Origin of the sequence: Niallia sp. XMNu-256 (genome assembly GCF_036670015.1) — a bacterium.
Lineage (GTDB): Bacteria > Bacillota > Bacilli > Bacillales > Cytobacillaceae > Bacillus_BD.
Genome location: NZ_CP137636.1, coordinates 48,569 through 71,889, shown reverse-complemented (window position 1 = coordinate 71,889; position 23,321 = coordinate 48,569). Strand labels below are relative to the sequence as shown.

Below are 23,321 nucleotides of genomic sequence, written 5' to 3'. Positions count from 1 at the left end.
TACACATCCTTCCTATAACCCTAACTTCTTTGCCTCATCCCAAAAACCATCTAGTTCCTCTAACGTATAATGGGAAAAAGGCTTACTGCTCTCCATTACCTTTTGCTCTACATAACGGAAACGGTTGCTGAATTTCTGATTTGTCGTAAATAATGCTTCATCTGGATTAATTCCATAGAAACGAGCGATATTTATAAAGGCAAATAAAATATCTCCAAACTCTTTCAGCGCTTTTTCGTGTTGTTCCTGCGTAATTTCTTGTTTAAACTCTTGAATCTCTTCCATTAACTTATCCCAGGCACCACTGATATCAGGCCAGTCAAAACCAACCTTCGCTGCCTTTTTCTGAAGTTCAAAGGCCCGCAAGATATTTGGCAACGACTTACCCACTTCATCCAAAAGCGATTCTTGTTCTTTGCCTTTTTCTTCTTGTTTGATTTCCCGCCAAGTTTTCACGACATCTTCTGCCGTTTCTGCTATAGAATCACCGAACACATGGGGATGGCGCCTAACCATTTTTGCCGATAATCCTTCAATAACATCATCAATGGTGAAGTAACCATCGTCCTCTCCAATTTGTGCATGTAACAGAACTTGTAATAACACATCTCCAAGTTCCTCGACTAAATGATCGACATCTTGCTCTTGGATCGCCTCAATAACTTCATAGGCTTCTTCTATTAGATACCTTTTCAATGATTCATGGGTTTGCTTTAAATCCCATGGACAACCATTTGGACCTCTTAATTCCGCAATAATGTCTTTCAATTTATAAAAGTCCTTATAGAGAAGCGTCCCTTGTTGAACCGGTGGTATGTACACCGTCGTCAAATTATTTACTTCAGTTTCACGGTCAAGGTCAACAAGTGGGATTTTACGAATCTTTTCTTCTTTACTACCTGCGGCCGTAACTAAATAAACATCATAGTTATATGGCAACTTATCCATAAAAGTAAGTTTAACGTTGGAGGCAATAAAGGAATCGTATACTTGGCCTATTAATATATGTTGTCTTAATTGTATCTCTTCTGGCTTTAAATCAGTAGCATCAAGTAATTGAAACCCTTCAATTGGATCAATTCGTAACACACGAAACATATCGTCTAAGAAACTTTGTCCACCGGTTATTTCAATCGTGGCGTCGCGTTTGTCGCCGGATCGCAACAATAATTGAACCGTTCTCTCGGCGACAAGCGGATGTCCTGGAACGGCATAGATGAGCTCATCCTCCTCGACGGAAAGAAGAGTTTCACATATCTCCTCGTAAACCGCTCCAAATTGGGACTGATTTTCATAAATGTGGTCAAAGGATTGATAGGTAAAGCCTTCCTCTTCTAATTGAGCCACAACTGGATGTTCCTTTGTTCGTAAATATACAGGAAGTCCACTTTTTAATGTTTTGTATACTCCTAATGGAAGTTGATCCAGATCCCCTGCACCAAGTCCAACAATATTAATTTTTTTCATTAACTCTTCCTTTCTATTTTTCCTTTGGTAAAAAAACCATTAACTTACTTCCGAATGGCAACAAAAAGAGGTCTGACTCTGTAAGTAAATGGGTCTTAATCATCATAAATATGTAAGCGAAACCGCCGATCACAACTGCTGCTAACGCTTGAAAGCTGGCCAACAAGCGTTCTGAAGAATCTAGATCATAGATAAAGTGAGTAGATAACAAAAAACCTTTCAGTACGATCACCATTACAAGTGCTGATAAGAGGGTCATTATGTAAAAACGCAGGGTCAGCAAGGACTCTTCCACCATTCTATGTAATTTAATAATAAATAAGACGAGAATCCCGAATAATGCTAGAACAGATGAAATCGCTGCTCCTAATATCCCCCACACGGGGACTAAGACTGTATTTAACCCATTCTTTAACAGAAATGCTAGCACTACTAACACGGCTGGATAAATAGTAAAACCCAACCCTTGAAAAATAGCTGCCAAAGTCATCGTTACGGAAGCAAGCAAGATTAAAATAGTGAGCACCGCCAAAACATAGGAACCGGCATTATTTTCAAAGAGCATGATATTTGTAGGCTCTATAATACTTAATAATCCCAGTGTCGCCCCAACGCCAACAAGTATACTTGTTTTTAATGCTAAAACCACTTTTTCCTTTAGTTCAGCTGAATGGTTTTGCATTTTATCCTTTGTAATCAAGGGAACCAAGGACAATGACATCGATGTCGCCACGACAGTCCCTAATTGTATAAGAGGCTGCCCCCGATCGTACACACCTTTTGTAGCCTTGGCGCTATCGACAGATATCCCTGAACTCACTAATAATGAATACAGATTTAAGGAATCAGCTAATTGAATCAAGACAAGCAACATACTGCTTATGCAAATGGGCAATGCTTGAGTGAGAAAAAGCTTAAAGATGTTTCGGGTCTGTTTAAATTGTATTTTTCCAATAATCGGCTTCCTTTTCTGTAATCTAAGCCAATAAAATAACAGAATGCTAAAGGATGCGATCATCCCTGTAATAGAACCAAACACGGCGCCAGCGCCAACGGTATATAGGGAAGACCCATGAGACACAAGGAATAAAGCTGTCACAAGAATCGTAATGACTCTTATGAGCTGCTCACTCACTTGGGACACTGCTGTCGGCAGCATCTCCCCATATCCTTGGAAAACTCCTCTCAGAAGAGAAATGACAGGCATCATTAAAAAAACAAGCGATACAAGTCTTAGCAATGGAGCCAACCCAGGATCATGCATGTAATGAGCAATGGAATCCGATAGCACAAATAAGAGGGCCGATGTTAAGAAACCAAAGCCACATAAAATAATCATCATCGTCCCTAGTAATTGTTTAGGATTTCCATTTTCCCCCTTCCCCATTTCCTCTGCATATAATTTAGAGATGACGACAGGAAATCCATAGGTCGATAATGCAATAGCAATCCCATAAAATGGGTATACCTGTTGATAAATATAAAAACCTACATCCCCGACAATGTTTTGGAAGGGAATTCGGTAAAATGCACTTAAAACTTTGGTAAGAAGGGCTGCAATGGTTAAGATCAATGTTCCTTTAAATAGATGTTTTGTCTGATCCTTGAGCTCCATTTTTTATCCCCTTCCAATGGTCAATTCCAAAGTATTATAGCACGTTTGGACGTTTCTATCATCGGATGACTGTACACTTTTACAGATAATGGTAAATAATGGATATAAGGTCTAAAATGACGCATATCTGGCTAGAATGACTCATATCCGACAAATTCACCATATACAGCAAAAATGACGCATATCCAAACAAAATAGGGCTTACATAAACAATTATTGCATTGTTTTACAAAATAAAGAGACAGCAATGTGCTGTCTCGAATATCTACTTATTATGATTCCATTTGTCTTGCTAGGAAGCCTGCAGCTGTCTCAACAGCCTTCTGTTCAACTTCACCTAGTGATCCTTCTTTTGAATAAATAATCACAGCACCGATAGGATCCCCGTTTGCAATGATTGGACCAATGGTATAAGCGGAAACTTCCTCATTATTCCCATCTACTAATGCAGTTTCACCTTTTTGATTCATTAAAATTGAAGTACGTTCTTCCATCGTCTTTTCAATCAAGTTACTAATGTTTTTATTTAAATAGTCTTTCTTCGAGCCACCAGCGGTAGCAATATAGTTGTCTCGGTCACATATCAGAACAGGATTCCCAAGACTGTCAAATAAAGCCTCGGCGTATTCTTTTGCAAAGTCACCTAATTCACTAATTGGAGAATACTTCTTTAAAATTACTTCTCCTTCACGGTCTACAAAAATCTCCAAAGGATCTCCTTCTCGGATCCGTAAAGTTCTACGGATTTCCTTAGGAATTACGACACGACCTAAATCATCGATTCGACGAACAATACCAGTTGCTTTCATTCAACGTTGCCTCACTTTCATCAGATGATTTTACTAGTGGCGATGGTTTGAATTCCTTTTTTGTTAACCTTCACCATATTTGAACTTAGTATCTTACATCTGGAAAGATCTATGCATATCGAATTACTTTTTCTACCTAAGGGAATTATTCCCAATACCGATTGAACCAATCATCCTATCGAATAGACTCCGCCTTATCCTTCTTTCCCTCTGCTAATCCCTTTAAGATTTCATGGATTGCATTTAACCATGTTTCTAAGGCTATCTTCTTAATATAGACAACCATTTTGAACTTCTGTCCTTCCATGCCAAGACCAATCATACGACCATATTGACTTGTTAATTGGAAAACCCTTTGACCATCGACATTCGTGCTAGATTCCTCTGATAATAAAATGGTTACCTCTTCTTTTACTTGCCTAATGCTTTCAATTCCTAATTGAAGAGCAAATACCTTAATTTCTGCAATCTTAAATAAATACATCAGTTCATTCGGATATTCTCCAAACCGGTCAATCATCTCTTCTTGTAACTCTTCTATTTCTTCTATATCGGTAATACCACGGAATCGTTTATACATTTCAATCTTCTGCTGACCATCCCTGATGTAGGTATCCGGAATATAAGCATCAATATCAAGATCAATTTCAACTGTCTTCTGTTTGACCTCTTCAACAATTCCTTTTCTTTCCTCAATGGCTTCTTTTAACATTTGCGAATATAAATCAAATCCAACGGAATCAATAAATCCATGTTGCTGTGAGCCTAATAGGTTTCCTGCTCCACGAATGGACAAATCTCGCATCGCGATTTTAAAACCAGACCCAAGTTCAGTAAATTCCTTCATTGCTTGAAGACGCTTTTCGGCAACCTCTGTTAAGACTTTGTCCTTTTGATACGTAAAATAAGCATACGCAACCCGATTTGATCGCCCTACCCGACCTCTTAATTGATAAAGTTGTGAAAGTCCCATCTTGTCAGCATCATTCACAATTAATGTATTCACATTAGGAATATCTACCCCTGTCTCAATAATCGTTGTGCTGACAAGCACATCAAATTCACCCTCGATAAAACTTAACATGACAGATTCTAATTCGTTTTCAGTCATTTGGCCGTGGGCGACAGTGACTCTGGCATCTGGAACAAGCATAGATATTTCCTCTGCCTTCCGTTCAATATCTTCTACACGGTTATAAAGGAAATACACTTGCCCGCCTCTCGCAAGTTCACGCTCAATCGCTTCGCGAACCAGTGTTCCATTATATTCCATCACATACGTTTGAACAGGGAATCGGTTTTCTGGTGGCGTTTCAATGACAGACAAGTCACGGACGCCAAGCATCGACATATGCAATGTTCGTGGAATCGGAGTGGCTGTTAAGGTTAAAACATCAACATTTGTTTTCAACTTTTTAATTTTTTCCTTATGTGTGACCCCAAAACGCTGCTCTTCATCGATGACTAAAAGTCCTAAATCACGGTACACAATATCTTTGGATAATAAGCGATGAGTTCCAACGACCACATCAATGGTTCCATTTTTCAAACCTTTAATCGTTTCAGTTTGTTGTTTTCTCGTACGGAAGCGATTAAGAATCCCAATTTGAATCGGATAGTCTTGAAATCTCTCTGTTAACGTTTGATAATGCTGCTGAGCTAGAATGGTCGTTGGCACAAGGATTGCCACTTGTTTTCCATCAGCAACTGCTTTAAAGGCCGCTCGAATCGCTACCTCTGTCTTACCGTATCCAACGTCCCCACAAAGAAGCCGGTCCATTGGCCGCTCTTTTTCCATATCCTTTTTAATTTCATGAATTGATCGTAATTGATCCTCTGTTTCCTGGTATTGGAAGGATCCTTCAAATTCACGCTGAAGATCCCCATCAGGACTAAAAGCATACCCTTTAGATGCTTCTCGCTCAGCGTAAAGTTTAATTAAATCTTCTGCAATATCCTCCACAGAAGATTGAACCTTCTTCTTAACCTTTTTCCACTCACTGCCGCCTAGTTTATATATTTTTGGCTCTTTGCCTTCAGCCGCGACATATTTTAAGACGAGATCGATTTGTTCAACAGGAACATAGAGCTTATCACTGCCCTGATAACGAATATGAAGGTAATCTTTATGCACACCATTAATGACGAGCGTTTCTATTCCTAAATATTTACCAATCCCATGATTGACGTGAACGACATAATCGCCAACCTTTAATTCAGAATAATTTTTAATTCTTTCAGCATTTGATAGTTTCTGCTTACTTTTCGTGCGTTTAGCTCTTTTTGTGAAAAGTTCTTCTTCCGTAACAACCGCTACTTTTTGAAGTGGAAGTTCAAATCCTGTCAGCAGATCCCCCTTCATAATTTGAACCTTCCCGGGCATTAAGTCAGATTGTTCATTAATGATATCAGCTTCAATTTCATAATCTGCTAGAATCCGTTCAAGTCTCTTCACCCGATCATCATCAGCACCTAGAAAGACTGTTGCAAACCGCCCTTTCTTCCATCGGTCGACTTCTCCTTTTAGGACATTCATTTGACCATGGAAATTCTGCATTTGTTTGCATGTTAAATTAATAATATTTTGCGGGTTCGTATTAGGCACATGCCGTAAAAATAGCGATAAATACACAATCGATAAAGAGCTATTTGAAATTAATTCGGTTAAGTTATGGGACATCCTTAAACCATGAATGATATTTCCTTCACTAATTAGATTTGTATACCACTCTGCCTCTTCCTTCTCCAATGTCTCATTCATTTCAAGAACGCGGCTGATTTCATCAACCAAAAGAATGGTATCCTTTGAAAAATAGTCTATTAAACTATGGGCCTCACCGTAAGCAATTGATAGATATTTAAAAATCTGTTCAGGTCTTTGCTCATTTTTTAATTTTTCAATTTCAAAACCTATATTTTGAACGAGTTCTGTTTTAACCTTTTCATTTTTTATTTGTTTAAGGCTCTCTTTTCGTCCCGCTTCCAACTTATCAACTAAGCGAGCGTAATCTTCCTTCTGCAGGGGCATCTCTGTTGCTGGGCCAACCATGACGTCCTTCCGTTTTTCAATCGAACGTTGATCATCTAGGGAAAAGGTACGAATGGAATCGACCTCAGTATCAAATAATTCAATTCGAATTGGATCTTGTTCAGTTAATGGATAAACGTCAATAATTCCACCTCTGACACTAAACTCTCCTGGAGCACTGACCATATCTGAACGGACATAGCCCATTTGAACAAGTTGTACCAGCATTTCCTCAATATTTATTTCATCCCCTAATTTCAATGAAAGCTGATATCGTTTCCATATATCTGCTGGGGGAACCATTTTCCGCATTCCAGCAATTGGGACAATGACAATACTTTTCTGCCTTTTACTTAATAGATTTAAAACTTCAATTCTTTGTGCCTTAAGCTCAGGGCTTGCTACACTGAGCTCAGCTCCGATTAATTCGTTAGCTGGATAAAGGGCCACACTCTCGTCATCAATGACATTTGTAAGATCATCATACAATTTCTGTGCTTGTAAAAGGTTATACGTAATAATAACAATCGGTCTTTTGATTTTTTCATAAATAGACGCAATATACATGGTTCTCGCTGAACCGGACAGTCCTGCGACTAGCTGCTCTCGTAAGCCTTCTTCTATTCCCGCAGTCAAATTGCTTATATCCTCTTGTTGTATAAAAAGGCGTTTTAAGCCTAACATGACAGCCCCTCCCTCCGATGTTTTTCTCTATTCTTAATAAACAGTTCATATTCTTGATTATTATTTTTACAATAGAAAAATGCTTTGGATATTTCCAAAGCTTTAATGAATGATAAAGTCATTTTGATAATTATCGGGATTTCTTAAATATGATTCCTGACAATCTTCACAAATGGACTTAATGTTTATATCGCCATTTGATTCATACGAAACCATCTCTTGCCGCTCCTCTTCATTTAAGGTATGAAGACCTAAACGCTCGGCTTCAACGATGTTTTGATCAAGGGTCCCCATTTGGATACCGCAATGACGACAATGGTAATGAATGGCCATTCCCATTTCCTCCCTAATAACATAATAGTATTTCAATATAGTGCCTACTTTGTTAATGTTATTATTTCCTAAAATGGGACATTCCATTCAACCTAATCAAATTCACCTTGGCGTACGTGATTCCACCCAGATTATTTGAGCTTGATCGAATCATTTTTTGGAAAATCGATTGACTTGCGGACCTATTTTCCTTTGTGTGAATATTATTAAATTTCATATTTGTACTTAATCATATACTTCCCTCGAATAGAGAGTTAATTATAAGTATTCATCACTTGTAAAAAAGGTTTCTTGATCCAATCCTCACAGGCTTCCGCACTTTTATCAACAGCGATTTTGACTTCTTCGGTTTCTTCTTTTGAAAAACGCCCGAGTACATAGTCGACAATAGACATTCCATTGGATGGACGATTAATGCCGACGCGGATTCGATTAAACTCATTTATTCCTAAATGAGAAATGATCGATTTGATTCCATTATGCCCGCCTGCACTTCCCTTTTGTCTAAGACGTATTTTCCCTACGGGTAAATCTAAATCATCATAGATTACGACAAGGTCCTCTTCATTAATTTGATAATAATTCATAAGAGCAACAATAGATTCACCTGATAAATTCATATAGGTTAATGGTTTCAATAAGAATACTTTTTCACCATCAATGACCCGAAAACCATAGATTCCTTTGAATTTGGCTTGATCGAGTGGGATTTGCATTCTCTCGGAGAGGGCATCAATCACTTCAAAACCTATATTATGTCTCGTATGTTCATACTGTTTCCCCGGGTTTCCTAAACCAACGATAAGTTTCATATTCCCCACCTTTTTTTCACACCCATAAAGGGTTATCTCTTGTTCAAATCATTATAGCAGCCCTTTCTCTAGAAAAGGGCTGCTAAAATCATTATGCTTTACTTTCTGCACTTGCTTTAGTTTCTCTGCCTTCCTCATTCTCAGGAGTACCGGCTTCTTGCTTTTCACCGCTGCTGATTTCCTCTTCCTGACGTGGAGGTAGAATTGAAGCAACGACTTCGTCTTCATCATGATTAATCGTAAATGGAACTTTAATATCAGCTACAGTAATCGTTTCATTAACTTGTAAATGAGTAACATCGACATCAATCGATGCTGGAATATCAGCTGGTTTTGCGCTGATGGAGATTTCAAATAATGACTGTTGCATCACACCGCCATCTTTAACCCCTGCTGCATCACCGACCAAATTTAAGCCTACATTCGCCGTAATTTCCTTTGACATATCCACCGCCAAAAAGTCTACATGAACAAAACCAGTTTTTAATGGGTTCACTTGGTAATCTGTTAATACCACATTTTCTGTTGTCCCATTTACATCTAAAGAAATGACCCCGTTACGGCCGACATCTTTAATCGTCTTCATTAAATCTGCTTCACTTAAGTAGATCGAACGGTTTGTCTTTTTTGGTCCATAAACAACTGCAGGGACATTCCCCTCTTTACGAAGTTTTGTAAGTGTACCACGACGCTTATCTGATCTTTCCTTTGCTTGCAATACAGTACTCATCACTTAATCACCTTCCATTTTTTATAAATAGCATCTATATAAAAAATGCCCCAAAAACAGAAGGTCTAAACATTTAAGTTCTAAATTAACGTAAAGGAATGGCACCTACTCTTAATTATATTAAAAAATAAAAATTTTCCAAACAAATAAATTTTATTATCATAATTTCAAGGCTTGCCGACAAGAGCAAGCCTTGAAAACCTTTATTGGTCAAATTAGTCGAATAAAATACTTACAGATTGTTCTTCATGAACGCGAATGATCGCTTCACCCATTAACGATGCCACTGATAGGTTTTTGATTTTATCAATTTTCTTTTCTTCTGGCAAGGCGATGGAGTTCGTAATAACCAACTCTTTAATTTTCGAATTCTGAATTCTTTCAATAGCAGGTCCTGATAATACAGGATGTGTACAACAAGCGTACACTTCTTTTGCCCCACTTTCAACAAGAGCATTTGCACCAATAGTAATCGTTCCCGCTGTATCAATAATATCATCAATTAAAATACAGACCTTGCCCTCAACATTACCGACGATATTCATCACTTCTGCCACATTTGGACGTGGACGGCGTTTATCAATAATTGCAATCGGTGCTTTTAAGCGCTCGGCCATTTTACGGGCACGGGTAACACCACCATGGTCAGGAGATACAACCACGATTTCACCGTTTAGCTCTTTGTTTGAAAAATAGTCCGATAGAATTGGCACACCCATTAAGTGGTCAATTGGAATATCAAAGAATCCTTGGATTTGCGGAGCATGTAAATCTAATGTAATCATACGTGTTGCTCCAGCTGTTTCTAACAAGTTTGCTACTAGTTTAGCCGTGATTGGTTCACGAGCACGTGCTTTACGATCTTGACGTGCATAACCGTAATAAGGCATTACAACACAAATTGATTTAGCTGAAGCTCTTTTCAGTGCATCAATCATGATCAATAGCTCCATCAAATGCTCATTAATCGGAGTATTTGTCGATTGGATGACATATACATCACAACCACGGATACTTTCTTCAATATTGATTTGGATTTCCCCGTCACTAAAACGAGAAACAGAACATTTACCAAGTTCAACACCAATGACTTTTGCGATCTGTTCTGCTAAGTCACGGTTGGAATTTAAGGAAAATACCTTTAAGTTAGGATCGAGATATTGATTAGACATGATAGCCTCCGATTTTTTATTTATTAAAGTCCAATTTATCTACATAATTCTCTTTGTTAATTTGACGAGCACGTGCAAGGGCTAAAGCTTCCCCTGGTACATCCTCAGTAATGGTTGAACCCGCTGCTACATAGGCTCCTTTTCCAACTTTAACAGGAGCAACTAAGTTAGAATTACATCCAATAAAGACACCATCTTCAATTTTAGTTAAATATTTATTTTTCCCATCATAGTTCACTGTAATTGAACCACAGCCAATGTTAACATCTTTTCCAACTTCCGCATCACCAATATAACTTAGATGAGAAGCCTTACTGCCTTCACCAAACTCAGCCTTCTTAATCTCAACAAAGTTACCGATCTTCACCTTATCATGGATTGTTGAAAGCGGACGAATATGAGCAAAAGGACCAATATTAACATGCGAACCAATTTGACTATCATGGGCAACCGAATGCCTTATAACAGTAGCATCACCAATTTGGCAATTCTTTATTTCACTGTTCGGACCAATCTCACAATCAGAGCCGATGGTTGTTTTGCCTGTAAGGACTGATCCAGGATATATAACCGTGTCCGATCCAATCTCAACGTCGGCACCAATGTACGTATTCTCCGGGTCAATAAGTGTGACACCGTTTCTCATTTGTTGCTCGTTAATTCGGATTTTCATAATTTTTTCAGCCTCTGCAAGAGCCACTCGATCATTTACACCAAGTGTCTCACTAAAATCAGGCGTTTTATAGGCCGATACCATTTTACCTTGATTTTTCAAAATTTCAATGACATCAGGTAAATAATACTCCCCTTGAGCATTTTCATTTGTCACATGATTCAAAGCATCGAATAAAGCCTGATTATCAAAGCAATACGTACCTGTATTGATTTCATTAATCAATTTTTCTTCATCTGTAGAATCTTTATGTTCCACAATTTTTTCAACTAAGCCTGATTCACTTCTGACAATTCGGCCATATCCAGTAGGATCATCTGCCTCTGCTGTTAAAACGGTTACACTTGCTCCCTTTTCCTCATGATGAGTAAAAAGGGCCTCCATCGTTTCTGCCTTGATGAGCGGAGTGTCTCCACATACGACAAGTGTTGTACCAGATTTATTGCTTAATAATTCTTTCGCTTGCATAACCGCATGTCCTGTACCTAATTGCTCTGCCTGAAGGACATATTCGGTTTGTTGACCGAGCGTGGATTTTACCTCTTCCGCACCATGGCCAGTAATCGTTACAATTTTTTCTATTTTAAGCTGTGAAATTTGATCAACAACATGTTGAACCATTGGTTTGCCGCAAACGGGATGAAGGACCTTATATAGCTTAGACTTCATTCTCGTCCCTTTACCTGCGGCCAATATGATTGCATAACGTGTGAGCATAACAGGCCTCCAATTTACCTTTTTATCCATTAAAAATATATCTTAAAAACCCATTCTTTTCAAGGATAGATAATAGAAGACATGAAAAAGGGACAAAAATCTAACTGTGAAATTATAACTAACTAAGATAAAATACTGACTTTAGGGGGGATGAGGGGAGATTTAAGCAGGAAAAAAGAGCCAACTTTTGAAGAAGGCTCTAATTGTAATTACTATTTATCTTTTTATGAAGCACCAGCTTCTTCAAATTCTACTTCCGCTTCTGCTTCCCCTAAACGATGATACTCTGTTAAAACGGCTTCTTGAATTTTGCCGCGAGTTCCAGAATTAATTGGGTGGGCGATATCGCGAAACTCTCCATCTGGTGTACGTTTACTTGGCATTGCAACAAACAAGCCATTGTTTCCATCAATGACGCGGATATCATGAACAACAAACTCATTATCCAACGTAATAGATGCAATCGCCCTCATGCGGCCATCCGTATTGACACGGCGTAATCTTACGTCAGTTACTTCCATTTTGTTCACCACCTTTTCCATAGATTCAAATCTATTGGTAATAATTCAACAGAATTTTCTTAAATCCTTCTTAATTATTAAAATTTTTTAAAAATATAGTGATAATTTTAAATCCTTTAAGAATCATAAACAAAAATCTTTGAATTTATACATATTCAAAGATAAAAGTATAAAAAAACGAAAAGTCCCTTTTTCAGGGTCTTTTCGCCATTAACTAAACTATTACTTAACGAGTGCAATTACTTCAATTTCAATTAATACATCTTTTGGTAACCGAGCTACTTCCACACAGGAGCGCGCTGGTTTATGTGTATGGAAGTATTCACCGTACACTTCATTTACCTTTCCAAAGTCATTCATGTCTTTTATAAAAACAGTCGTTTTAACGACAGAATCTAATGATGCTCCAGCCTCTTTTAAAACAGCTTGTAGGTTTTTAAATACTTGATGAGTTTGAACGACAACATCGCCCTCAACAAGTTCACCTTCTGCAGTTAAAGGAATTTGCCCTGAGCTATAAAAAACATTGTTGACCACCATCCCTTGGGAATATGGCCCGATTGCTGCTGGTGCTTCTTTTGTGCTTACTACTTTCATGGTATCTCCTCCTATTTTCTATATATATAAAATAATATGCCTGCTATTTATTGACCCTGTAATGGACCTTAGCAGGCATTTAATCAACTATAGCTTGTATTACCTTTTGAAAAGTAATTTCCTTCACTAACACTAATTTGCTTTTGTTTTAAATCCACATTGGAAAGTTTAATAAGAGACAAATAATCCTCTACTAATCGTTCTTCTGCTTTTTCTGCCTCAACTAAAACGGCAATTCCAGCCAATTGGGCTTGGAATTCTTCTAATAAATTAATCATCCCATTAATGGTTCCGCCTGCTTTCATAAAGTCATCAATAATTAGCACTTTAGAACCTTCGGAAAGACTTCTTTTCGATAAAACCATTGTTTGGATCCGCTTTGTTGAACCTGATACATAATTGATGCTGACGGTAGAACCTTCTGTCACAATATTATCATTTCTTACAATAACGACTGGGACATTTAAGTAATTTGCAACTCCGTAAGCAAGTGGGATTCCTTTTGTTGCAATGGTCATGACGACATCAATATCCTTATCAATAAAGGCCGCAGCAATCATTTTTCCAACCTTTTGAACAATCATTGGGTCTCCAAGAATATCAGTTAAATATAAATAGCCTCCCGGCAGTAATCGGGCCGGGTCTGTTATTGTTTCACATAGTTCACTAATAAATGAACGCGCTTCATCTTTACTAACAAAGGCCTGGTATTTCACCCCGCCTGCCGCTCCTGCAACCGTTTGCAACGTGCCAATTCCTCTTTCCTCGAAAACCTCTTTAATAATGGCCAAATCCTCACTAATAGATGATTTCGCAGAACGATATCTTTCAGCAAAAACGGTAAGCGGAATTAATTGTCGGGGGTGATGTAATAAAAAGTTCGTCATATCGATCAAACGTTCACTTCGACGAAATTTCACTTTTCCTAACCTCCCATCAAATCCGAATAATTTACTGTAAATATAACACTAATATCCGGATTTAATCAAGAGTATGTTGCTCTCCTAGCATCCGGACCGCGAAAACCTGATCGCAAAATCCCCTTAAACCGTTATAAACCCGTTGCATTCTTGAATCATGCTGAACAAGTCCAAATACTGTCGGTCCACTGCCACTCATTAGTACAGCATCCGCTCCAAAGCGTTTCATTTGTTCTTTAATCAAGGCAACCTCTGGATGAACCTTCAAAGTCACATCCTCCAGAACATTTCCAAGGTTCTTACATACCCCGTTGAAATCCGCCTTTTCAAGCGCTTGAATCATTTGATTTGTTTGTGGATGTTCGATCTTGGATAAATCTAAGCGTCGATATACATCTGCTGTTGATACACCAATATAGGGCTTCGCTAATATGACCCAGCATGTTGGGGGCGCTGGAAGATGTTTAATCTTTTCCCCTCTGCCTTTTGCTAATGCTGTCCCTCCATAGACACAAAAGGATACGTCTGAGCCAATCTCAGCTCCAATTCGTGCTAATTCATCCATTGATAAATGTAAGTTCCACAGTTTGTTTAACCCTCTTAATGTTGCGGCAGCATCACTACTCCCACCAGCCAAACCAGCCGCGACTGGGATTGTTTTCTCGATTCTTATCACAACACCCTTTTTAACAGCGTATCGCTTTTTAAGTAAAAGGGCCGCTTGATAAGCTAAATTACGTTGATCGTCCGGTACAAAACGGTTGTGAGAAACGATATATATTTCATCACGGTCTAATAAAGTTAATTCCAATCGGTCTGCAAGATCAATGGTTGTCATAATCATTTCGACCTCATGATAACCATCAGGACGTTTATGTAACACATCTAAAGACAAATTAATTTTTGCCGGTGCCTTTACTAAAAGCTTCAAAAATTCCACCTACTTTAATCTCAGGTCAGGATGTCTCCGTCAAATCTCTATTTTGTAATATAACTCTCCTTTCAACCGATTTAATAAAAACGGGAGACAAAATACGACTACATTTTTTGTCCTATTTTACCACAAAAACACTAATGTAAGACATGACAATCCTAACAAACTTATAAAAGGTGTGAAATTATGATGTTAGTATAGGAATAACCCATAAAAATAGTCGGGAGATCAATCTCCCGACAACCGTGATGAATCCATTTTTGTTTGAAATCAGTTCTGTTACAAAACTTATATGGCTTATAAAGAGTCTTAACGTCTTTCGTTTAAAAGGTTTTGCTCAGCGATTTCAATCGCTCTCTTCACCATGTTACCTGCATCTCGGGCTTTGATCCCGCCCCATCCCTCTTTTTGAACGACATCATAAAACCCAAGTTCTTTTGCAAGTTCCTCTTTAAACCCTTCAGACATAATTCCTCTTCTTCTGCCCAATCGTAACAACTCCTTTCATCATCCCGGTACTCCTATTATGGAAAGATATGAGGCTAATTATAATTGCCTTTTAATTGAAGTTGGAGTGCATTAGTAAACATAAATACATATAAAACAAAATGAGCCGATGAGAAGGTGCAGATCCTCTTCTCATCGGCTCATCTTATGAGATGCTGCCAACATGTATCAACTTAAAGCAACTTGTCCTGATGTATCTTCATAAAAAGTAATTTGTACCGTCTCAGTTAAAACGTCAGCGTAGCTATATGAAACACGTTCAAAAGCATTTTCGTCTTGATCAAGTTCAATAACAAATACTGATGGATATGTTTCCGCTAAAATACCTGACCGCTCAATTGTCTTCCTTCTTCCGCCATTAGCTTTAAGTAAAAGCTTCTTACCCAAATTTGAATCGAGTGCTTTTTTAATATCCGTTAGTGTTTTTGCCACTTCGAACCACCTCACTAATTGTTAGTTTACAACAAAGATGAAAAAAAGTCAACCCAAAATAATAAATTATATATTTCTATAATATAAAAGTCAACATTTTTTCTTCTACATTTTCTCCCTTATTTCAACATTATTATCTTTTCCCCAATGAAAGGAATTATGTAGCCTTTTCAAACATATTTAATATATTGATTTTCAAATATAACAAGAAAGATAAAAACACCTTGTTTACCAGTCTATCAACCATAAAAAAATAGCCGTAATTAAAAACAACGGCTATACGTTACTCTTTATTTAATGGCATTCCAGTTCGTAAAATCCCTCTTGTTTCTATACCACCGAGGCCTTTTTCACCTGTTAATGTATTCCGCAAGACATCCCAGACATTAATGGTTTCCATGAATGGGGTGAAACTGATTTTAGCAACAATGTAGACAGGATCTAGTGCATGGATGTTCACACGAGAAGGTGAACTAGCAAAGTTGGCTCCAGCATGAATCAGAGATTCAAAATGGGACTGACATGCCCCTGCAAAAATCACAAGTTGATCCAAACTTGGAACCCTTTTTCTAGCCTCTTTCACTGTTAGGACAAAATCCTTTGAATGTCTGTACGCATTAATATCGGTTTTCTCACCTTTTGATTTTGAATAAGCATCATGACCGGTGACAACTAAAATATCAGGCCGGTAACTTTCAATTAACCCACCGATCTTATGAGCCATCTCTTTCTCATTACAGTGGATACCAGTAACAGGGATCCCAATCGTTTCATATAAAGTAAGACATTTTTTTAAATAGAGAGGATCTCCATCTAAATGAAGGACTCTTCCGGGCATATGGAAATAATTATTTGGTTTCTTATAACCCTCTGTCGTTTCAAATTCCCGTTTTTCCTTTAAAAGATGAAGATCCTGCCGAAATAGTTGAAGGGACTGTTCTTCCATCGATCGAAATTGCTGTGACTTCTTAGCCCGCTCTGAAGGATTTATCGGCACTAAATCATCAAAAGGTGCATCAGCAATTAACCGAAAGTCTTCTCCGTATAAAACGGCTATCTTTGTATTCCCTTGTTCCCTAATGTCAATCACTCTAAATAAAATATCGCAACGATAAGATTTTCTGCCAACTATATCCATCTTCTTTATACTCATTGGCAACACTCCACTTTACATATCATCCGGAATACGATCCTTCTCCTTAAAATATGCACGGGGCTGTTTACCTGTGAATGTAAAGTGGAATCTCCTAGACTGTCGTTTCGTGAAAGTATGGATACAAAGCATCACTTAGTTTGGCAAATTCCTCAATAGATAGTGATTCTCCTCTTCTGTTTGATTCGATGCCCACCTCGGAAAGAGCACTCAGGATTAACTCCTTTTTCTCCTTACCATTTGGTAATGCACTCATTAAGTTATTAATAATCGTCTTTCGTCTTTGAATAAAACTTCCTCTCGTAACGGTAAAAAAGAAGTTCTCATCTTTAACCGGAAACAACGGCTCTTTTCTTTTTACTAACTTAATGACTGCTGAATCAACATTTGGTTGGGGCATAAACACGGTTTTTGGAACAATCATGACTGTTTCTGCCTCTGTATAATATTGGATTGCAATTGAAAGAGACCCATATTCTTTCGTTCCTGGCTTAGCTGAGATTCGATCTGCTACCTCTTTTTGCAACATACACACAATCCCACGTATTGGCAATTGTTCCTCTAACAGCTTCATAATAATTGGGGTTGTTACATAATAAGGCAAGTTCGCGACGACCATAATGTCTTCAATTTCCGTAAATTCTTCTTTTATCACATCTTTAACATTAGCCTTTAACACATCTTGATGAATGATTTTTGTATTTGGGTATGGGGACAGTGTATCATCTAGTATTGGCAGTAATCGCTGGTCAATTTCAAAGGCAACTACCTTTTTACATACCTTTGCCAATTGCTCGGTTAAAGCTCCAATCCCTGGACCAACCTCAATGGCACCTGATTCCCCCGTTAACCCGGCATACTCGACAATATTTCTTAAAATATTCGTATCAATTAAAAAGTTTTGTCCGAGACTTTTCTTAAAAGAGAATCCATACTTCTCTAAGATCTTCTTCGTTCTTACGGGTGTAGCTATATCTTTATGCATCTTTTTCCTCCTGACGAATCACTTTTACAGCCTCTCCAAACGCTTGTTTACTGATCTCGAATACCATCAATCTCTTGTGGAGCTGTTTTCCATTGGTATAACCTATTTTCAGTAATTTGCCGATTTTTTCTCTTCGATCTTTCGCTCCAGGGCCACCAATTAATCCTGCTGCGATTAAATCATCATGAGTGATTTCCTCTTTCACGTCTTCCTGCATTAATTGCGCACCCGCTAACGCCTTTCTGATGGCTTCTGGGGAAGCATGTTCAACTCCTACACCCCTTCCGCGCTTATGAAGGGCATCTCCCTTTTCAATAAAGGCATGTTTGCAGCCTGGGACTTTTTCAGAAATGATCGTGCGAATTCGTTGCCCCGGGTAATCAGGGTCTGTAAGCACAATCACCCCCCGAGTACTTTGCGCTAATTTAATTTTCTCGATTGTCTCTGTGTTAATCGCAGAGCCATTCGTTTCAATGGTATCTGCATGAACAGCTTGTTGAATGGCTGTTGTATCATCTTTTCCTTCTACAACAATTATTTCCCTTATTTTCATAGGTCCTCCGAAATATTTATAATAAAATTGATAGAAAAATGAAACCTTTTTGTAATATTAAACGTCTATATAAATAAGATTAGGATAGGAAATCTTTTTCTCTATCCTTAGTGTTTATATGCTAAAGAACCGCCGCTAGTCAATGGACATTCTTTTACCTTACTTATTATAGCTTATAAGGGGAAAAAGAAAAATGCAGCGGAGAATCTCCACTGCACCTTATGTTAGTTTAGTACTTTTATTTTAACTGTTTTTCTTCCCCAATTAACTGCATCTTGTTTAGAAGCAAAATACACATCAATTTTATTGCCATTGATCGCACCGCCGGTATCTGCAGCAACTGCATATCCATATCCTTCCACATGGACCTTAGAACCAAGTGGAATGACATTTGGGTCTACTGCAATCACTTTAAGATTCGGGTTGGCATGCAGATTAATTCCAGTAGCTGTTGTGCCAGAACAGCCGTTGCAATTCGCTGTATATGCAGTAGAGGTTACATGGATTTCTTTTCCGCTCTCGCTGCCACGAGAAGCGATTTGAACCACTTCCTTGTTCCCTACTGCAACAACCTGATCTTGCTTTTCTCTTGTTACTGATTCATTTAATACAGTACGCGATACTTCTTTCCCGTTTTCTTTTACAATTTCATAGGTCTTTTTGATAAGTCCTTCTTTTCCATGGGTAATGATTTTCTCTGTTCCACTTGCCAGATTCTCGTCCTTTCTCGTGACAACAGCAAATGGAATTGGTTCTTCCACTACATCGGTGACCTTTTCTACTCGAATAACATGAACCATGTCATTTTCTACGACAGTTTCATCTAAGCTTGGTTCAACACGGTCTAAATCCGTTAAAGAAATCTCCTGTTGTTTTAAAAAGTCAGCGACCGTAGTCGAAGTTGACCACACAACTTCCTCTTTCCCTCCGTCGATAATCGTGAGCGGGAAAGCTCTATCAATTACTACATTCATACCCTTTTGTAAAGTTGTATTCTTATCTGGCTGTATTTCGTCATGTTCATTTAGTACAATGTTTTGCTCTTTCAAAAAACCATCAACTGTCTGGGCTGTCGTCCATACTGATGTTTTCCCATTTTCTTGCGTTAATTGTACCTGTTTTGCCGGTTTCCAAACAATTTCCATGTTGTTGGTAACCTTCGAGTCTTTTGTGGGTGTCACATGGTCTTGTGACTTTATTGAAATGTCCAATTCTTCAAACAATTCTTCAACTGTTGCTGCATGTGTTTTTGCGACCTTCTCTCGGCCATCTAGGTTGAGTGTTACATTCTTTTTACTCGTTTCGTATGTAATAAATCCTGCTGATGTGAGTAAAACTATTAGACTTGCAATAACAATCGACCATTTTTTGTGTGTGAAAGACTTGGAAAACAGGTTTTTCATGGTCTCAATCCAAATGAAAAACGCCTCCTTTTCTCTTCGTGTGAATTATATAGACTTACCTGTCATCTGTCAACCCCCTCTCTTTCCTCAAATTTAATACCTATTATGCAAAAGGTTTGAGAAAAAAGTAAAGAGAAAGTTATCGACAAGGTTATCCTATGAAGAAAAGGAGACGTATAGAACAAGTTCATTTGGATAGACTTTGGACAAACTTACCATATATTCGACAGCAATCTTTATCTGTTAATGTCGAATAATTTCTGCGCATTTTTGGTTGTCGCATTGGCTACTTCCTCTAGGGAAATACCTTTTAACTCTGCAATTTGCTCCGCTACTAATTTTACATATGAAGGTTCATTTCTCTTTCCTCTATATGGATGCGGGGCCAAATATGGGCAATCGGTTTCGATCAAAAGTTTATCTAATGGAATTTCTTTTGCTACCTCTTTTGGTTTTTTTGCATTTTTAAAGGTGACCGGTCCACCTAGTGAAATATAGAAGTTCATTTCTATACATTCCCTGGCCACTTCTACGCTGCCACTGAAGCAATGCATGATTCCGCCAACCTCATCCGCCCCTTCTTCCCGTAAAATACGGACGATATCTGCGGTGGCTTCCCGATTATGAATGATGATCGGCAGCTTCACCTTTTTAGCTAAGCGAATTTGTTTTCTAAATACATCGTGTTGGATTTCCTTAGGTGATTTATCCCAATGATAATCAAGTCCCATTTCCCCTAAAGCCACTACCTTTGGATGAGCGGAAAGCTCCTCAATCCAGATTAAATCCTCATCTGTCATATCAATCGCATCTACCGGATGCCAACCGACACTTGCATAGAGAAAATCGTACGCTTCTACGAGATCCATTGCCTTTGTAATTGTTGGACGGTCAAACCCAACAACGACCATTTGCTCCACTCCTGCTTGAAGCGCCCTTTCTATAACCTCTGCTAAATCTTCTTCGAATTGATCGGCATTTAAATGCACATGAGTATCAAATAACATGTCATACTCCTTTTTTTATAAATATTTTTAATGTTACAAGTATTACAACTTGATTACAAAGAAATTGATTATAACCCTTTTTAGGGAGCTTTATCCTCTCCTAATAGGAGAAGAGATCTAATTAAAAAAATGCTTCACGCTTTGTTTCACGTGAAACATTTTCCAATAATGTTACTTAACTTTTGCTCCAATTGGCAATGATTCAGGAACGGTTGCTAATGCAAGGGTTCCATCTTGGCTTCCTGCTAAAATCATTCCTTGAGATAATTCTCCACGAAGCTTAACTGGTTTTAGATTTGTCACACAAATGACTCTTTGGCCGACAAGATCCTCTGGTTTGTAATATTGCGCGATTCCAGAAACAACTTGACGAGTTTCATAGCCTAGATTTAATTGCAGCTTCAGCAGTTTATCTGCCTTTTTCACAGGCTCTGCGGCAATAACCTCTGCTACGCGTAAGTCAACCTTCATAAAGTCATCAATTGTTATTTCAGCAGCTTCTTGTTGGGGTTCCGCCTTTGCCTCTTTTTTCTCTTCTTGCTGTGGTACGCTTCCTTGCATTTTCATTTTGATATAGGCTACTTCTTCTTCAATATCTAATCTTGGGAAAATCGGATCGCCTTTTTTCACCTTTGTTCCTTCTAGGATGCCACCAAATTCATTTACGCTCTCCCAAGTGGTTAAGTTTTCATTCTCTATTCCTAGTTGGGAAAAGATTTCTTTTGGCGCTTTTGTTAAGAATGGCTGTAACATAATGGCAATTCTTCTCAATGATTCGGCTAAATGAACCATCACATCCTTTAATTGCTCTGTCTTCGCCTCTTCTTTTGCTAACTGCCAAGGTTGTGTTTCATCAATATACTTATTTGTACGGCTAACTAATTGCCATAATACAGATAATGCAACAGAAAACTCCATTTTCTCCATCGCTTCAACATATTTTTCAACTGTTGCCTTATTCATCTCTAGTAAAGACTGGTCATATTCACCGTTTGAGCCATTATAAACAGGAATGACGCCGTCAAAGTATTTATTAATCATTGCCACTGTACGATTTAATAGGTTCCCTAAATCGTTTGCTAAATCAAAGTTTAAACGTTCGACAAAGCTTTCAGGTGTGAAAACGCCATCTGAACCAAATGGAACTTCTCTTAATAAATAATATCTTAATGAATCTAATCCATAACGATCAATCAACGTAACTGGATCAACAACATTCCCTTTTGACTTTGACATTTTACCGTCTTTCATCAATAACCAACCATGTGCAAATACCTTTTTAGGCAATGGAAGGTCTAATGCCATTAACATAATTGGCCAATAAATCGTATGGAATCGAACAATCTCCTTTCCAACTAAATGAACATTTGCAGGCCAGTATTTTTTATACTTTGTATCGTCTTCTGACCCATAGCCTAAAGCGGTAATGTAATTGGTTAAGGCATCGATCCATACATAAATTACATGCTTTGGATTACTTGGGATTTTAATTCCCCAGTCAAATGTGGTTCGGGATACGGCCAAATCTTCTAAACCTGGTTTGATAAAATTGTTAATCATTTCATTTTTTCTAGATTCAGGTTGGATGAAGTCCGGGTTTTCCTCATAGTATTGCAATAAGCGGTCCGCATATTTGCTTACTTTAAAAAAGTATGACTCTTCTTTTACCTTTTGCACTGGTCTGCCACAGTCAGGACAATTGCCTTCCTCATTCAATTGAATTTCTGTAAAATACGATTCACAAGGGGTGCAGTACATCCCTTCATATTCACCGAGATAAATATCTCCTTGAGCCAGTAATCTTTCAAATATTTTCTGTACAACTTCAGTGTGGCGTTTTTCTGTTGTACGGATAAAATCATCATAAGAGATATCCAATTTCTGCCACAAATCTTTAATCCCAGACACAATTTCATCTACGTATGCCTGAGGGGTCACCCCATTTTCTTCTGCCTTTTGTTGGATTTTCTGGCCATGTTCATCCGTTCCTGTTAAGTACATGACATCAAAACCACGCATTCGTTTATACCTCGCCATTGCATCTCCTGCAACCGTTGTATACGCATGTCCAATATGTAAATTACCACTTGGATAATATATAGGAGTAGTTAAATAGAAAGTCTTTTTTTCTCCCACTATATTTTCCCTCCTCTTTCATCAATCTTCAGCAAAGTACGCTACCTTCCATTATATCGCTTTATACAAAACAGGCAAAATACTTCTCATAAATTTTTATCAAAAACCACTTTGTTTACTCTTTGCTCCTATC

Annotated in this window: 21 protein-coding genes; all 21 read right to left on the bottom strand. The window is 38.1% G+C overall.

The window, feature by feature from the left end:
- Window positions 1–12 precede the first annotated feature (12 nt).
- The 21 genes from mazG to metG all read right to left on the bottom strand — a co-directional run bounded on the left by mazG (window position 13) and on the right by metG (window position 23,191).
- Complete coding sequence (gene mazG, locus R4Z10_RS00315; RefSeq protein ID WP_338471281.1) at window positions 13–1,467, bottom strand: nucleoside triphosphate pyrophosphohydrolase; 1,455 nt, start codon at window positions 1,465–1,467, stop codon at window positions 13–15.
- Between the two features lie 13 nt (window positions 1,468–1,480).
- Window positions 1,481–3,082, bottom strand: coding sequence for a polysaccharide biosynthesis protein (locus R4Z10_RS00310; RefSeq protein WP_338471280.1), 1,602 nt, complete (start codon window positions 3,080–3,082; stop codon window positions 1,481–1,483).
- Between the two features lie 272 nt (window positions 3,083–3,354).
- Window positions 3,355–3,891 carry a stage V sporulation protein T gene (spoVT, locus tag R4Z10_RS00305; RefSeq protein ID WP_338471279.1) on the bottom strand — a complete coding sequence of 179 codons (537 nt, stop codon included), beginning with the start codon at window positions 3,889–3,891 and terminating at the stop codon, window positions 3,355–3,357.
- Window positions 3,892–4,066: 175 nt separating this feature from the next.
- Entirely contained in the window at window positions 4,067–7,603 is a 3,537-nt protein-coding gene (gene mfd / locus R4Z10_RS00300) for a transcription-repair coupling factor (RefSeq protein ID WP_338471278.1), read from the bottom strand.
- Window positions 7,604–7,705: 102 nt separating this feature from the next.
- Window positions 7,706–7,936, bottom strand: coding sequence for an anti-sigma-F factor Fin family protein (locus tag R4Z10_RS00295; RefSeq protein WP_338471277.1), 231 nt, complete (start codon window positions 7,934–7,936; stop codon window positions 7,706–7,708).
- A 254-nt stretch (window positions 7,937–8,190) separates the two neighbouring features.
- The gene (gene pth / locus R4Z10_RS00290) at window positions 8,191–8,748 is read right to left on the bottom strand and encodes an aminoacyl-tRNA hydrolase (protein WP_338471276.1); all 558 of its coding nucleotides are present in this window, start codon (window positions 8,746–8,748) and stop codon (window positions 8,191–8,193) included.
- 91 nt (window positions 8,749–8,839) lie between these two features.
- Window positions 8,840–9,478, bottom strand: a complete 639-nt coding sequence (locus tag R4Z10_RS00285; protein ID WP_338471275.1) for a 50S ribosomal protein L25/general stress protein Ctc — start codon at window positions 9,476–9,478, stop codon at window positions 8,840–8,842.
- Window positions 9,479–9,693: 215 nt separating this feature from the next.
- On the bottom strand, window positions 9,694–10,650 hold the full coding sequence (locus R4Z10_RS00280; protein WP_338471274.1) for a ribose-phosphate diphosphokinase: 957 nt from the start codon (window positions 10,648–10,650) through the stop codon (window positions 9,694–9,696).
- 16 nt (window positions 10,651–10,666) lie between these two features.
- Window positions 10,667–12,040: a bifunctional UDP-N-acetylglucosamine diphosphorylase/glucosamine-1-phosphate N-acetyltransferase GlmU gene (glmU, locus tag R4Z10_RS00275; protein ID WP_338471273.1), complete on the bottom strand. Its 1,374-nt coding sequence runs from the start codon at window positions 12,038–12,040 to the stop codon at window positions 10,667–10,669.
- A gap of 224 nt (window positions 12,041–12,264) precedes the next feature.
- Window positions 12,265–12,561: a septation regulator SpoVG gene (gene spoVG / locus R4Z10_RS00270; protein ID WP_338471272.1), complete on the bottom strand. Its 297-nt coding sequence runs from the start codon at window positions 12,559–12,561 to the stop codon at window positions 12,265–12,267.
- A gap of 222 nt (window positions 12,562–12,783) precedes the next feature.
- On the bottom strand, window positions 12,784–13,158 hold the full coding sequence (locus R4Z10_RS00265) for a RidA family protein (RefSeq protein ID WP_338471271.1): 375 nt from the start codon (window positions 13,156–13,158) through the stop codon (window positions 12,784–12,786).
- Between the two features lie 83 nt (window positions 13,159–13,241).
- Window positions 13,242–14,078: a pur operon repressor gene (gene purR / locus R4Z10_RS00260; protein WP_338471270.1), complete on the bottom strand. Its 837-nt coding sequence runs from the start codon at window positions 14,076–14,078 to the stop codon at window positions 13,242–13,244.
- Between the two features lie 61 nt (window positions 14,079–14,139).
- Window positions 14,140–15,009: a 4-(cytidine 5'-diphospho)-2-C-methyl-D-erythritol kinase gene (gene ispE / locus R4Z10_RS00255; protein ID WP_338471269.1), complete on the bottom strand. Its 870-nt coding sequence runs from the start codon at window positions 15,007–15,009 to the stop codon at window positions 14,140–14,142.
- Window positions 15,010–15,321: 312 nt separating this feature from the next.
- Complete coding sequence (locus R4Z10_RS00250) at window positions 15,322–15,501, bottom strand: small, acid-soluble spore protein, alpha/beta type (RefSeq protein WP_338471268.1); 180 nt, start codon at window positions 15,499–15,501, stop codon at window positions 15,322–15,324.
- 186 nt (window positions 15,502–15,687) lie between these two features.
- The gene (locus R4Z10_RS00245) at window positions 15,688–15,951 is read right to left on the bottom strand and encodes a Veg family protein (protein WP_338471267.1); all 264 of its coding nucleotides are present in this window, start codon (window positions 15,949–15,951) and stop codon (window positions 15,688–15,690) included.
- 283 nt (window positions 15,952–16,234) lie between these two features.
- Entirely contained in the window at window positions 16,235–17,104 is an 870-nt protein-coding gene (gene yabG / locus R4Z10_RS00240) for a sporulation peptidase YabG (RefSeq protein WP_338471266.1), read from the bottom strand.
- Window positions 17,105–17,198: 94 nt separating this feature from the next.
- Entirely contained in the window at window positions 17,199–18,089 is an 891-nt protein-coding gene (gene rsmA, locus R4Z10_RS00235; RefSeq protein WP_338471265.1) for a 16S rRNA (adenine(1518)-N(6)/adenine(1519)-N(6))-dimethyltransferase RsmA, read from the bottom strand.
- On the bottom strand, window positions 18,082–18,642 hold the full coding sequence (gene rnmV, locus R4Z10_RS00230; RefSeq protein ID WP_338471264.1) for a ribonuclease M5: 561 nt from the start codon (window positions 18,640–18,642) through the stop codon (window positions 18,082–18,084). The genes rsmA and rnmV overlap by 8 nt, the downstream gene beginning before the upstream one ends.
- A 224-nt stretch (window positions 18,643–18,866) precedes the next feature.
- Window positions 18,867–20,045, bottom strand: a complete 1,179-nt coding sequence (locus R4Z10_RS00225; protein ID WP_338471263.1) for a ubiquitin-like domain-containing protein — start codon at window positions 20,043–20,045, stop codon at window positions 18,867–18,869.
- Window positions 20,046–20,281: 236 nt separating this feature from the next.
- Window positions 20,282–21,052, bottom strand: coding sequence for a TatD family hydrolase (locus R4Z10_RS00220; RefSeq protein WP_338471262.1), 771 nt, complete (start codon window positions 21,050–21,052; stop codon window positions 20,282–20,284).
- 171 nt (window positions 21,053–21,223) lie between these two features.
- Entirely contained in the window at window positions 21,224–23,191 is a 1,968-nt protein-coding gene (gene metG / locus R4Z10_RS00215; protein ID WP_338473128.1) for a methionine--tRNA ligase, read from the bottom strand.
- Window positions 23,192–23,321: the final 130 nt, after the last annotated feature.

What these genes read in the sequence shown, in the direction of transcription:
- mazG (WP_338471281.1), bottom strand. Translation starts at nt 1,467, where the DNA reads ATGAAAAAAATTAATATTGTTGGACTTGGTGCAGGGGATCTGGATCAA.
- R4Z10_RS00310 (WP_338471280.1), bottom strand. Translation starts at nt 3,082, where the DNA reads ATGGAGCTCAAGGATCAGACAAAACATCTATTTAAAGGAACATTGATC.
- spoVT (WP_338471279.1), bottom strand. Translation starts at nt 3,891, where the DNA reads ATGAAAGCAACTGGTATTGTTCGTCGAATCGATGATTTAGGTCGTGTC.
- mfd (WP_338471278.1), bottom strand. Translation starts at nt 7,603, where the DNA reads ATGTTAGGCTTAAAACGCCTTTTTATACAACAAGAGGATATAAGCAAT.
- R4Z10_RS00295 (WP_338471277.1), bottom strand. Translation starts at nt 7,936, where the DNA reads ATGGCCATTCATTACCATTGTCGTCATTGCGGTATCCAAATGGGGACC.
- pth (WP_338471276.1), bottom strand. Translation starts at nt 8,748, where the DNA reads ATGAAACTTATCGTTGGTTTAGGAAACCCGGGGAAACAGTATGAACAT.
- R4Z10_RS00285 (WP_338471275.1), bottom strand. Translation starts at nt 9,478, where the DNA reads ATGAGTACTGTATTGCAAGCAAAGGAAAGATCAGATAAGCGTCGTGGT.
- R4Z10_RS00280 (WP_338471274.1), bottom strand. Translation starts at nt 10,650, where the DNA reads ATGTCTAATCAATATCTCGATCCTAACTTAAAGGTATTTTCCTTAAAT.
- glmU (WP_338471273.1), bottom strand. Translation starts at nt 12,040, where the DNA reads ATGCTCACACGTTATGCAATCATATTGGCCGCAGGTAAAGGGACGAGA.
- spoVG (WP_338471272.1), bottom strand. Translation starts at nt 12,561, where the DNA reads ATGGAAGTAACTGACGTAAGATTACGCCGTGTCAATACGGATGGCCGC.
- R4Z10_RS00265 (WP_338471271.1), bottom strand. Translation starts at nt 13,158, where the DNA reads ATGAAAGTAGTAAGCACAAAAGAAGCACCAGCAGCAATCGGGCCATAT.
- yabG (WP_338471266.1), bottom strand. Translation starts at nt 17,104, where the DNA reads ATGAGTATAAAGAAGATGGATATAGTTGGCAGAAAATCTTATCGTTGC.
- rsmA (WP_338471265.1), bottom strand. Translation starts at nt 18,089, where the DNA reads ATGCATAAAGATATAGCTACACCCGTAAGAACGAAGAAGATCTTAGAG.
- rnmV (WP_338471264.1), bottom strand. Translation starts at nt 18,642, where the DNA reads ATGAAAATAAGGGAAATAATTGTTGTAGAAGGAAAAGATGATACAACA.
- R4Z10_RS00225 (WP_338471263.1), bottom strand. Translation starts at nt 20,045, where the DNA reads ATGAAAAACCTGTTTTCCAAGTCTTTCACACACAAAAAATGGTCGATT.
- R4Z10_RS00220 (WP_338471262.1), bottom strand. Translation starts at nt 21,052, where the DNA reads ATGTTATTTGATACTCATGTGCATTTAAATGCCGATCAATTCGAAGAA.